Origin of the sequence: Ideonella sp. (assembly GCF_036277275.1) — a bacterium.
Lineage (GTDB): Bacteria > Pseudomonadota > Gammaproteobacteria > Burkholderiales > Burkholderiaceae_C > Ideonella.
This window is the reverse complement of record NZ_DASUNH010000174.1, coordinates 60,756-73,390: the sequence shown is the minus strand read 5'-3', so window position 1 is coordinate 73,390 and position 12,635 is coordinate 60,756. Positions and strand designations below refer to the sequence as shown.

Genomic DNA, 12,635 nt, shown 5'->3' with positions numbered 1-12,635 from the left:
GAAGTCCACCATCCGCCGGCCGCCTCGAACGGCGCTGACGGGTTGTTCGCATGCGCCATGGGGGGTGGCGCAAAAAGACAAGACGAAGCGACCGACCGGACCGACGCTAGCGGGATTGCAAACGCGTCGGGACTCTCCATGCAGCAGTCGCCCCACCCGGATTCCGGCCCTGAACGGTTTCGCGAACGCTACCGCAGCGAGGTGCTGCCTGCCGGCTATTCCGGCTGGCGCCATGTCGCGCTGGTCGCGCTTGTCGGGCCGGCAGTGATCGCCGGGGCGCTGTGGCTGGCCTCGCGGAGCTGGCAGCCGAGCGACTTCTGGGTCGTGCCGGTCACGCTGTTGACCGCCAATGTCGTCGAGTACCTGGCCCACCGCGGGCCGATGCATCACCGCGTGAAGGGCCTGACGCTGCTTCACCTGCGCCACAGCAGCCGGCACCACCGCTACTTCACCGCGCAGGCGATGTGCTTCGAGTCGTCGCGCGACTTCCATGCCGTGCTGTTCCCACCGGTGCTGCTGATGTTCTTCGGTGGCATCGCGGCCTTGCTCGGCCTGCTGGCGACCTTGGTGCTGACACCCGCCGGCGCGGCGCTGTTCTTCGCCACCTCGATGGGCTACTACCTGCTGTACGAGGTGCTGCACTTCCTCTACCACGTGCCGCCGCACTGGCCGGTGGCCGATCTGCCCGGCGTTCGCTGGCTGGCGCGGTTGCACCGGCTTCACCACGACCCGCCGCACATGCTGGAGCGCAATTTCAACCTCGTGTTTCCGTTGTGCGACTGGGTCGTCGGCACGCTGGACGGCGGCCACGGGCCACGGCGCACTCAGCAAGAAGGAGCGCCCACGAAATGAGCGAAACGCTGGAACAACAGAGGCGCCAACTGATCGGCGCCCTCGGGGCGATCGCGGCTGCCGGCAGCCTGTCGTCGACCGCCGTCGCGGCGCCGAAGCGGCAGGTGCTGGCCAAGTCTTTGTCGCAGATGTCGTCCAGCTACGACGTCGTGGTCATCGGCTCGGGCTATGGCGGCGCGGTGATGGCCGCACGGCTGGCGCCCGGGCGGCGATTGGCGGTGCTGGAGCGCGGCCGCGAGTGGCCGCCGTCGGACTTCCCTTCGACGATGCTCGACGTGCTCGGCCAGTTCCGCAGCGGTCTGATCCCGTTCGGCCTGTTCGACTACCGCCTCGGCCAGACGATGGACGTGCTGGTCGGCAGTGGCCTGGGCGGTACTTCGTTGATCAACGCGAACGTGGTGGCGCCTGCCGATCGCGACACGTTCAACACCTGGCCGTCCAAGATCCGGCAGGACGTGGCGAACGGCGTCTTTGCCGGCTATGAGGCACGCGTCAAACAGATGCTGGCGGCTGACCAGATCATCGAGACCGATGCGCTGCGCAAGCACTGGTTCCACCGCAGCACCACGCTGGCACGCACGCGCCAGGGCGTGACGACAACGTCGGTGCCGATGCCGATCGCGGTGAACCTGCGCAAGTACAACAACATGCCGAATGCCCAGGGCGTGAAGCAACCGCTGTGCTCGCGCTGCGGCGACTGCGTCACCGGCTGCCGCACCGGCGCGAAGAACACGCTCGATGTCAACTACCTGCCGCTGGCGCGTGCCGGCGGGGCCGAGATCTTCACCCGCGTCGAGGTCGATTGGCTCGAACACCTGCCCGATGGCCGCTGGCGCATCCACACCATCACCCGGCCGGACGGCATCACGCCCGTGCATGGCGAGGTGATGGCCGGCAGCGTCGTGCTGGCCGCCGGCTCGATCGGCAGCACGCAGATCCTGCTGCGCTCGCAGGCACAAGGGCTGGCGATGTCGTCCACGCTTGGCACGCGCTTCTCGGGCAATGGCGATCTGATCGCGCTGGGCTACAACACCAGCGTGCAGACCAACGTGATGGGCTTCGGCACTGGCACGCCGCTGCCGGGCGAAGCGCAAGTCGGGCCGACGATCACGATCGCGGCCGACTACCGCGCGCAGCAGCCGCTGTCGCAGCGCTACCTGATCGAGGACGCGGCGGTGCCGAAGGCGCTGGTCGATGCGGTGCGGCTGGCCTTGCCGCTGTCGGCCGGCATCTTCATCGACTTCCCGGCGGCGCAGCGCGTGACCCGTGACCTGCTGTACAGCCGCACCGATGGCGCGCTGAACCACAGCATGGTCTACCTCGGCATCGGCCACGACAGCGCCGGCGGCCGCATCGAGCTGGACCCGTTCGGCAACGCCAAGGTCGTCTGGCCGAACGTGATGAACGAGCCATTCGTGGCGCGGCTGAAAGCCGAGATGGAGCGCCATGCGCTGGTGTTCGGCGGCCGGTACGTGGACTACCCGCGCACCAGCCCGATCTTTGGCGGCGCGCTGACGACCGTGCACCCGCTCGGTGGTTGCCCGATGGCCGAGCAGATCGACAAAGGCGTGGTCAATGCCGATGGCCAGGTGTTCGACGGGCGTGCCGGCGGCTCGGCCGTCTACCCGAACCTGCGGGTCGTCGATGGCTCGATCGCCCCGGCATCGATCGGCGTCAACCCGCTGCTGACGATCGCTGCGCTCGCCGAGCGAGCCGCCGAGCACTTTGCCTGAGGACGCCGCCATGAAACGACTCTTCGCCCTCATGCTGCTGACCTTGCTGGCGCTCGCGTCGGGCGCAGCGAGCGCGCGCGGCATCAAGTTTGCCGAGGTGATGCGCGGCTATGCGTACTGGGAAGGCGAGTACCGCAATGCCAGCGTGCAGCTGAACGTGACCATCCAGGACATCGACGCCTGGAGCACCAACCTGAACTACCCGGCGACCGTGACCGGCACGCTGTTCATGGACCGTGTGCCCGCGCAACCGATCAATGGCACGCTGGTGATCCTGGCGCCAGCGCCGGGGGACGACGGGCGGTTGCTGACCTACAAGTTCACCAGCGCGACGCTGCAGTTCAACGGCATCAAGCACGTGCGAGATTCCGCCGGTGCCGAAGTCTTCGACGACATGACCACCTTGCACGGCATGTTCCAGTCCAAGGGCCAGACGCCGCCGTCGATCCCCGAGCTGCTCTACCAGGCCCTGTGGACCTCGGAGCTGCACTTCGAATGGTGGGACCCGACGACGGTCTGGAACTTCACGATGTCGTTCCAGACCATCGACACGCCGTGGTACGAGGTGCTCGAAGTGCAGGCCCTGTTCGTGCAGACGGTGTTCGGCGCGCTCGCCTCCACTTTGTTCCCGTGGCTGTGTTGACGAGGCATGGCAGTCCGGCCGTGGTCCCCCGCCCCCAGCGTCTCGGTTTCGTACGAGCGCTCGCTGAAGGCTTACCTGCACACGCGCGGCCTGCCCGCGCCGCGCGCCGACCCTGACGATGCTTGCGCTTGCCCGGCCGCGCGGGTCGATGGCCGCGCCTTCGGCGATGAGCTGGCACACAGCGGTCATGTGCTGGGCGACGTGACCACCGGGCTGTCCTTTGGCCTGCGCGTCGGTGGCGCCGGCTTCGGCCTGCTCGGCGTCGCCGCGGCCACTGCGCCGACGCTGCGCGACTCGGTGCGCCAGCTGCAGCGCTTCGAATCGCTGACCAGCACGCTGGGCCACATGACGGTGCGGCCGCACGGCCACCACCTCGTCTCGCTGTGCTGGCAACCGGCGGATCCCGACACGCCGCCGGCTGTGGCCGAGGCCATCCTGGCCGGCTGGGTCTCGTTTGGCCGCTATCTGCTGGACGAGCGGGTCGATGTCGTCGGCGTCGGTTTCGCACACAGGGCGCCGGCCTCGGTATCGGCCTATGAGGCGGCGCTGCAGAGCCCGGTGCGCTTCGGCGTCGGGCTGAACAGCGTCACGCTGGCGGCCAACCTGCTGGATGCGAAGCCGCGTTTCGCCGAGCCGACGATCAGCGAAGCGCTCGACGACTGGCTGGACCGCTGCACGCTCGGCGTTGCCACGCCGCCGCAACGGCAGCCGACCGCGCGCAGGGTCGCGCAGGTGCTGGCCGGGCGCATGGCGTTGGCGCAAGCCAACGAAGAGTCGGTTGCCACGGTAATGCAACTCAGCCGCCGTACGCTGCAGCGGCGATTGACCGAAGAGGGCAGCAGTTTTCGCGCGTTGCTCGATGCGGCGCGAGCACAACACGCCATCGTCGGCGTGCTGCGCGGCGGCGTTTCGCTGTCGCAACTGGGCGCGGAGATCGGCTTCGACGAACAGTCGTCGCTGTGCCGCGCCTTCCGCCGCTGGACAGGCTTTGCACCGCTGGCCGTCAAGAGCCGGTTGCAGCCGATGTACAGCGAACTTCGAAGTGTTCCGATGACATGAACAAAGAGGAGACCCGATGAAACGTTCCTTGGCCTGGCGCTGCGGGCTTGCGCTCGCGGTGCTGTTCCCGGCGGCGGCGCAGGCGTTCTCGCCTGACACGCACGCGCGCCTCGTGCGCGACGCGGTCGACTACATGGCCGCGCACCCCGACAGCACCAACTACCAGAAACTGGTGCAAGGCGCGAACAAAGCCGGCTACACGATCGACCAGTTTGCCCAAGCCATGTCGCAAGGCGCGCACGATGTCGACTATTTCGAAGACACCTTCATCTGCGGCGCGATCACCGGCGATTGCGTGAAGGCGCCGCTGTGGGGCCTGGGCACCGACATCGCCCGCTACACCTCGTTCTGGCACTTCCAGGATCATGCGCACGGCACCGACGCGCATGGCAACCGGTACGGCGGCTACGGCTACAAGCGCATCGCGATCGTCGGCGACATCGACACGGTGGCCGCCGGCTGGCTGTGGAACGACTACCTCGACGATGGCCGCGGCGGCATGGGTGGCATCTTCGGCGACACCAGCCGCTACAACACCTACGGCGTCACCGAATACAACTACCGCCAGGGCAGCACGTCGAGCAAGTCGATGTACGCCGACTACCAGGCGTTCCCGTTCCAGCCGATCAACAACCTGGGCCAGTACTGGTTCACGCAGTTCCTGGCGCGGCCGACGGCACAGAACATCGGCTTCGTGCTGCACACGACCGACACCGCCGTGCCGCAGCACACCTGGAACACGCTCGGCAACAACCACTCGGACTGGGAAGGCTGGGTGCTGACGTACTACGACAGCGAGCAGCTCGGCGCCTTCAACCTGGTCGAGCAGGCGATGGCCGACATCACGCCGCTGCCGCCGACCGCGACGGACGTGCGGCCGGTGCTCTTCCAGATGGGCGCGTATTCGTACGCCAACGGCACGCTGGTGTTGTCGTCGACGGCCCATGCCGACCGGGTGACCGTCGGGCGCAAGCTGGTGCCGCATGCGATCGCGATGGTCGTTCACATCCTCAACCGCGCCGCCGAGCGCCTCGTGCAATGAAGCGCAATACCCGTCACACCTTGAGGACCTCGACCCTGGTCCTTGCCCTGGCCGCTGCACCGTGGGCTCTGCAAGCTGCACCGGCGACGGATGCCACGACGACGCTGCGAGTCGATAGCTGGCGACTGTCCGCCTCGGCGATGGACGTGCTGTATCGCGCCGCACAGTCGCAAGACACGCAAGCGACGCGACAAGCGGTGGCCGAAGCTGCTGCGCAAGACCATCTGCTGGGCCAGTACGCCCAGCGGCAGTTCAGCAGCGAACAGCTCTTCGTCGGGGCACGCGTTGGCTTCTCGCTCGATGCGAACGCCGAAGCGGCGCTGATCGCGACGCTGGAGCGCGTCTACCAGCAGCCGTTGGCGCAGGCCATCGGCCCGGCGGGGCCGCGGCGTTTCGTGGTGCGCCGGCATGGGCTCGATGCCGCAAGCTTGCAGGCATCGTTGGGCGACGGGACCACGGCGAAGCTCGACGACCGGTTGTCGGCCGACGCCGAAGCCGGCTTGTCGCGCATCGCCGTGGTCGACTATCGCTTAGACGAAAGCGCAGCCCTGCGGACGGTGACGTTGCGCGACATCTGGCGCCAGCTGGACGTGCACGGCCGCCAGGCGGTGCTGCGGGGCGATACCGGCTTCGTTCATCACCAGGCCTTGCGCATGGTTCGTGCTGCGTTCGTTCGCCAGTGGGTCGAATCCCAAGGCCTGCGGGCCGCGGATTTCGAGGCGCTGAAGCAGCTGATGGCCGATCGCGAGCGCCGCTTGGCGCTGGAGGAGACGTTGGGCGCCAGCGGCCACATGCATGGCCCTGCAGAAGAGTTGGCGCGGCTGAAGGCCGAGGTGACGGCCGCCGACATTGCCGCGTACTACCGCGATCATCCTGAGCCGTTCCGGCGCACCGAGCGCGTACTGGCCCGACACATCCGCTGTGCCGACGAGGCCACTGCGGAGGCGGCGTACGCCGAGCTGGCGCGCGGCACGCCCTTCGCCGAGGTCGCCCGCCGCTACTCGGTGGCGCAGTCGGCGATGAAGGGTGGGGCGCTCGGCTGGCTGGAGGCGGACCGCACCCGCAACCAGTGGCTGGCGCAGGTCGCCTTCGCCCAACCGCCCGGCGCTGCCTCGCGCCCGATCCGCGAGCCTGAAACGTCTGGCCGCGCGGCCGGCTGGCAGATCGTGCAGGTCGAAGAGCGTGTGCAGGGCATGCACCCGGCCGACAGCGAGACCGTGCGTTTCATCGCGACCGAAGCGATCGCGAAGCAGCGCGCCCAGGAGCGCTATGCAGCGCTGAAGGAGCGGCTGGTTCGCGCGGCCCACATCAGCACCGACTGACGCGCCTGACGACGCGCCTAACGCGGCGCCTGGTAGACCCGCACGTGGTCGACTTCCATCTGCACCGGGAAGATGGCGTCGTCCACCGGGCCGCCCAGGTGGCCGCCGACGGCGATGTTGAGGATCAGGAACTCCGGCGTGTCGAACGGCCACTGTGAAGTGCCCTTGCCCGCGTTCTTGAACACGTGGTGCACCTTGCCGTCGATGCCGAAGCGCATCTGCTGCGGCGTCCAGTGCAACTGGTAGTCGTGGAAGGCGGTGCAGGCGTCCGGCACCTGGGTGCCATTGCCGGTTCCCTGGGCGCCATGGCCATCGGCGGTGTGCAGCGTGCTGAACACATGGCCGGGCTCACGGCCGACGTGCTCGACGATGTCGATCTCGCCGCCGGCGGGCCAGACGACCGGCGTGTTGAGCATCCAGATGGCGGGCCATGTGCCGAGCCCGCAGGGCAGCTTGGCGCGAATCTCGAAGTAGCCATAGGTCCAGTCGGCCTTGCCACGGGTGACCAGGCGGACTGAGCTGTACTTCTGGCCGCCCCAGTCGGGGCGCGTCGACAGGTCTTCCTTGCGGGCGGTGATGACCAGCTTGCCACCACGCACCACGCTGTTCTCGGGCCGCGCGTCGCTGTAGTACTGCAGCTCGGCGTTGTGCCAGCCCTGCTTGTTCATGCCGGTGTCGTAGGCCCACTTCGAGGGGTCGGGCAGGCCGTCGGTCGCGAACTCGTCGGACCAGACCAGGCGGTAGCCGGGCGGGACAGTCAAGGCATCGGCCATCGGGGCGGAGGCAGGCGAGGTCGGTCCGGCAGCGCCGGCGCCGGCGCTGCTGAGCAGCAAGGCTGCCGTCGCGGCGCGCACCAGGGCTCGGGGATCAAATGTCAGACGAATGGATGGCTGCGCCGTGGCCTGCACGGCTTCGTCGCTGCTCTTGCTTGTGCGGCGCAGCACGGTTCGGGATGTGGCGCGCAAGGCGTGCTCCAGACAATGGTGATGGGAAAGTAGCGAAACGTCGTCGCCAGGCGTGGGCGAGGTCGGTCGGGCTTGGCCGTTCACTGGGGCCGCCAGGTTCATCTCGAATGAAAAGCTGCGATCTTCCATGTCTCCTCCAGGTTTCGTTAGTTGGGCACCGTTGGCGCCGGCCTAGGGTGTCTACTAAGTTGCAAGCGCTTGCACAATGCGTATTCTCTTGAAACCGCTTTCAAGACAGCGTCGCCATTGTGGCTGATGGCGTCGAAAGCGTCGATGCCGGAAGGGGCATCGCAGTCAAAAACCACCTGGAGACCGCCTCATGTCCATCTGTTCCCCTGCCAGCCGCAAGATCAGCCGGCACCCGGCTTTCCGCATGACGCACCTTGCAGCGGCATGCGGACTCTTGATCGGCGGGGCAGGCTCTGCCATCGCGCAACAGCAGGCTGCCGCCGCGCCTGCCCCTGCCAAGCCGGAAGGCGAGCAGGTCGAGACGGTGGTGGTGACCGGCATTCGCAAGAGCCTGGACACGTCGCTGAGCCTGAAGCGCGACTCGTCCGGCATCGTTGACGGCATCGTGGCCGAGGACATCGGCAAGTTCCCCGACACCAACCTCGCCGAGTCGATGCAGCGCATCAGCGGCGTGTCGATCGACCGGTCGATGGGGGAAGGGGCAAAGATCACCGTGCGCGGCGTTGGGCCGGATTTCAACCTGGTGTTGCTGAATGGGCGTCAGATGCCGGCGTCCAGCATTGCAGACACCGGCGCATCGAACTCGCGCGCCTTCGATTTCGCCAACCTGGCCTCCGAGTCGGTTTCGGCGCTCGAGGTCTACAAGACAAGTCGTTCGGCCACGCCGGCCGGCGGCATGGGGGCCACGGTCAACATCAAGACCGCACGCCCGCTGGAAAACCCCGGCCAGCGCGGGAGCATCGGCGTCAAGGCCGTTTCGGACGTGTCAAACGACCGCCTGCCCGATTCGCTGAAAGGTGACCAGATCACGCCGGAGATCTCCGGCATCTACAGCAACACCTTCGCCGACGGAATGTTCGGCGTGGCCTTGAGTGCCAGCCATCAGGTGCGGCATCTGGGGCTCAATTCCGCTGGTGTTCCCAACGGCTGGCGCACTTTCAAGGGTGACGAGAACAACTGGGGAACGATCCCGCAGCCTGGGCAGCCGGGCTCCGAGAACATCATCAATCGCCCTGGCCCGGACGATATTTACTCGGTGCCGCAGAACATCAACTACAGCGTCAGCGGCATCAAGCGCGAGCGCACCAACGGCCAGTTGACGCTGCAGTGGGCGCCGATGAAGGAGCTGACGGCCACGCTGGACTACACGTACTCCGAGTTGAAGCTGCAGACCCGGCGCAATGAGCTGTCGGCGTGGTTCAACTTCGGCCCGTCGTCCAGTTCCTGGACGGACGGGCCGGTGGCGGCGCCGAACTTCTATTCAGAGATCATCAATCCCAACCCCGATCTGCCCAATCGAGGCTTGTCGGACGTCGCCATGGGCGGAGCGCTGTTCGCGACGAAGAACGAGAACAAATCGCTCGGCTTGAACCTGGCCTGGAAAGCGTCCAACAAGCTGAGCCTGGAGCTGGATGCACACCAATCATCGGCCGAGTCCGGTGCGGACAGCCCCTATGGTTCGAACGCCGTGCTGGGAACGGCCTCGTACAACCGCGGCACCACAACCGTCGATTTCACACACGACTTCCCCATCCTGTCGATGGAGCAGGCGACGCTTGACCCGACCTTGCAGAAGGTGACCGGCTCGTCGTTCCGCAACAGCTACATGAAGTCGGAGGTTGATCAGGTTCAGCTACGCGGCCGCTACAAGCTGGAAGACGCCTCGCGCCTGGACTTCGGCATGAGCCTGACCAACGCCGACAACCGTTCGGCCTATTCCAACGTCCAGCGCGATACGTGGGGTGGCTTCGGCAACAACGAGGCCGACTATCCCGATGACATCTGGCACGCCGACAAGATGAGCCGCTACTTCGGCCAGGTCAACGGCAGCAACGATCCGGCCTTCTTCAACAACTTCTTCACCTGGGACTTCGAGACGGTCCGTGACCTGGCCGCGCAGGCGGCCGGTGACGAATCGCTGTACCTGGCGAAGAAGACCTTCGACGTCGATCGGCGCGTCGAGGAGAAGTCGCAGAGCGCGTACATCCAGTACGGGTTCGATTGGGAGTGGGGCTTGCCGATGAGCCTGACGGCCGGCCTGCGCTATGAAAAGACCGACGTCACCGCCCGCGCACTGGTGCCCACCGCCACCGGGATCAACTGGGTCGGAGCGAACGAATTCAGCGTGGTGTTCAGTGACCCGGCCTTCACCAAGCTCAAGGGCAGCTACAGCTATGCGCTGCCCAGCATCGACTTCGACACCGACATCACCAGCAAGCTGAAGGCCCGCGCGAGCTACGGCGAGAGCATCGGTCGCCCGACATGGGACCAGATCCAGGGCGGTCAGACGCTGAACCAGCTGGTTCGCGTCAACGGTGGCACGGGCGCCCAGGGCAACCCGGGGCTCAAGCCGTTGAAGTCACGGAACTTCGACTTGTCGTTGGAGTACTACTACGCCCGCGGCAGCTACGTGGCGCTCGGCTATTTCGCCAAGAACATTTCCAACTATGTGGGCGTGACGACGGTTGAAGCCACGCCCTTCAACTTGCGCACGCCCGCCAACGGCCCCCTGTTCCAGGAGGCCAATGCCAACGGCAATTGCAACGACGACCTGGCCTGCATTCGCACCTACATCTTCGAGAACTACAACGGCACGCGTGGCGTCAACGGTGTTCAGGACAGCACCGGCCAGTGGACCGGAACGATCGCCGGACAGCCGGAAGACCCGATCGCGACCTTCCAGATCACCTCGTTCTCGAATCAGCACTCTGCGCGCCTGGATGGCGTGGAACTGAATTGGCAGCACATGTTCGGGGGCACCGGGTTCGGCCTGGCTGCCAACTACACCTATGTCAATTCGGGGCTGAAGTTCAAGAACGGCAGCCTTGGCGAGCAGTTCGCATTGGTGGGGCTGAGCGATACCGCGAACCTGGTCGTGTTCTATGAGAACGACCAATTCGAGACGCGGCTGGCTTACAACTGGCGCGATCAGTTCCTGGCTTCGGGCTTCGACGGAAGCGGTACGCCCAACCCCGTCTATGTCGAACCGTACGCTCAGCTCGATCTGACGGTCGGCTACAAGCTCAATCAATCGCTGTCGTTCCAGTTCGAAGCCATCAACGTGACGGATGAGATCCAACGCCTGCATGGCCGCCACAAGAACGAGCTGATTGCCGTCAACCAGAGTGGGCCGCGCTACATGATCGGCGCCCGGTACAAGTTCTGAACTCGAACCGCGGCAAAGGTCATTAAGCTCGGGTCTCGCCCACTGCGCAAACGCAGGGCGAGACCCGCCAGGTGCTGGCGGGGTGGGGCGGCTACCTGAGATGCAAAGAACGATGAGCGACAGGTCAGATCACGCGATCCAGCGTGTCGTGGTGGTGGGCGGTGGATCCGCCGGCTGGTTGACGGCCGGGCTTCTCGCGGCCGAGCATGGCGATCGATTGAAGGTGGTCGTGCTCGAGTCGCCGAACGTGGCGCCGATCGGCGTGGGCGAGGGCACCTGGCCGACGATGCGCGATTCGCTGCGCGACATCGGCGTCACCGAGGCAGCGCTGTTTCGCGAATGCGATGCCTCGTTCAAGCAAGGCTCGCGCTTCAATCGCTGGGCCACCGGTCAGCCGGACGACCGCTACTTTCACCCCTTTGTGCTGCCCCAAGGCTATACCGAGGCGAACCTGGTGGCCGCCTGGCTGCAGCAGCATCCGGCAGTGCCATTCGCCGAGTTGGTCAGCTTCCAGCCCCATTTGTGCCTGCAGGGCAGGGCGCCGAAGCAGTTCGCCACGCCCGAATACGCGGCGGTGGCCAACTATGCGTACCACTTCGATGCCGGCAAATTCGGCGTGTTCCTGCGTGCGCACTGCATCGACAAGCTCGGTGTGCAGCATGTGCTGGACGATCTGGTCGGCGTCAATTCGCATGACAACGGCGACATCGCGTCGGTGCAGACCCAGGCACACGGCGATGTCGCCGGCGATCTGTTCGTCGACTGCACTGGCATGCAGTCGCTGCTGCTGGGCCGGCACTACGGCGTCGGCTTCGTCTCGCACAAGCACGTGCTGTTCTGCGACGCCGCGTTGGCATTGCAGGTGTCCTATGCCGACGAGCACGCGCCGATCGCGTCGCAGACGATCTCCACCGCGCAGGGCAGCGGCTGGGTGTGGGACATCGGGTTGCAGACGCGGCGCGGTGTCGGCCTGGTCTACTCCAGCGCCCACATGGGCGACGACGAGGCGCAAGGCGCGCTGCGCGACCACATCGCGGGCACGGGCGGCCCGGCGGACTTGCCCCCCGCCCGCAAGCTCTGCTTCGAGCCCGGCCACCGCGAAACCTTCTGGCATCGCAACTGTCTTGCGATCGGCTTGTCGGCCGGTTTCCTCGAGCCGCTGGAGGCCTCGGCGATCGCGCTGATCGAGTACTCGGCCGGCTTTCTGCGTGACCAGTTGCCGGCCACGCGCGAGGCGGTCGACATCGTCGCGCGCCGCTTCAACGAGGGCCATCGCTACCGCTGGGCGCGCATCATCGACTTCCTGAAGCTGCACTATGTGCTGAGCCAGCGGCGCGACACCGAGTTCTGGCGCGACAACCAGCGCCCCGAGTCGATTCCCGATTCGCTGCGGGAGGCGCTCGGGCTGTGGCGCCATACGCCGCCGTCGCGGTATGACCTTGTGCGCAACGACGAGGCGTTTCCCTCTGCCAGTTGCCAGTACGTTCTGTATGGTATGGGCTTCAAGCCGGAGCGGTTTTCAAGCAGTGGTCGCGACGCCGACAAGGCGGCCGGCTACTTCCAGGAAGCCGCCCAACTGACCCGCAAGATGCTGCCCGCCTTGCCGGGCAACCGCGAACTGATCGAGCACATCAAGCGCCATGGGCTGCCCCGTATCTGACCCG

9 protein-coding genes are annotated in these 12,635 nt (G+C 66.3%); 8 read left to right on the top strand and 1 reads right to left on the bottom strand.

Translation table 11 applies throughout. The annotated features are described in order from the left end of the window. Window positions 1–138 precede the first annotated feature (138 nt). The 6 genes from VFY73_RS29815 to VFY73_RS29790 are packed head-to-tail and all read left to right on the top strand — an operon-like array spanning window position 139 to window position 6,651. Window positions 139–852 (top strand): sterol desaturase family protein, encoded by a 714-nt coding sequence (locus VFY73_RS29815; RefSeq protein ID WP_329725232.1) that lies wholly within the window; start codon window positions 139–141, stop codon window positions 850–852. After that, window positions 849–2,585 (top strand): GMC family oxidoreductase, encoded by a 1,737-nt coding sequence (locus VFY73_RS29810; protein ID WP_329725231.1) that lies wholly within the window; start codon window positions 849–851, stop codon window positions 2,583–2,585. The genes VFY73_RS29815 and VFY73_RS29810 overlap by 4 nt, the downstream gene beginning before the upstream one ends. A 10-nt stretch (window positions 2,586–2,595) precedes the next feature. Then, window positions 2,596–3,228 carry a hypothetical protein gene (locus tag VFY73_RS29805; protein WP_329725230.1) on the top strand — a complete coding sequence of 211 codons (633 nt, stop codon included), beginning with the start codon at window positions 2,596–2,598 and terminating at the stop codon, window positions 3,226–3,228. A 6-nt stretch (window positions 3,229–3,234) separates the two neighbouring features. Beyond that, window positions 3,235–4,287, top strand: coding sequence for an AraC family transcriptional regulator (locus VFY73_RS29800; protein ID WP_329725229.1), 1,053 nt, complete (start codon window positions 3,235–3,237; stop codon window positions 4,285–4,287). Between the two features lie 16 nt (window positions 4,288–4,303). Next, a complete protein-coding gene (locus VFY73_RS29795; protein ID WP_329725228.1) occupies window positions 4,304–5,329 on the top strand; it encodes a phospholipase in 1,026 nt (341 codons plus the stop codon). 20 nt (window positions 5,330–5,349) lie between these two features. Beyond that, entirely contained in the window at window positions 5,350–6,651 is a 1,302-nt protein-coding gene (locus VFY73_RS29790; protein ID WP_329725227.1) for a peptidyl-prolyl cis-trans isomerase, read from the top strand. A gap of 17 nt (window positions 6,652–6,668) precedes the next feature. Here the strand turns inward: VFY73_RS29790 and VFY73_RS29785 are convergent, their stop codons facing one another. Continuing rightward, a complete protein-coding gene (locus VFY73_RS29785; RefSeq protein WP_329725226.1) occupies window positions 6,669–7,595 on the bottom strand; it encodes a glycoside hydrolase family 16 protein in 927 nt (308 codons plus the stop codon). 340 nt (window positions 7,596–7,935) lie between these two features. Between VFY73_RS29785 and VFY73_RS29780 the strand changes: the two genes are divergently transcribed. Then, the gene (locus VFY73_RS29780) at window positions 7,936–10,971 is read left to right on the top strand and encodes a TonB-dependent receptor (RefSeq protein WP_329725225.1); all 3,036 of its coding nucleotides are present in this window, start codon (window positions 7,936–7,938) and stop codon (window positions 10,969–10,971) included. A 112-nt stretch (window positions 10,972–11,083) separates the two neighbouring features. After that, the gene (locus VFY73_RS29775; RefSeq protein WP_329725224.1) at window positions 11,084–12,631 is read left to right on the top strand and encodes a tryptophan halogenase family protein; all 1,548 of its coding nucleotides are present in this window, start codon (window positions 11,084–11,086) and stop codon (window positions 12,629–12,631) included. Window positions 12,632–12,635 lie beyond the last annotated feature (4 nt).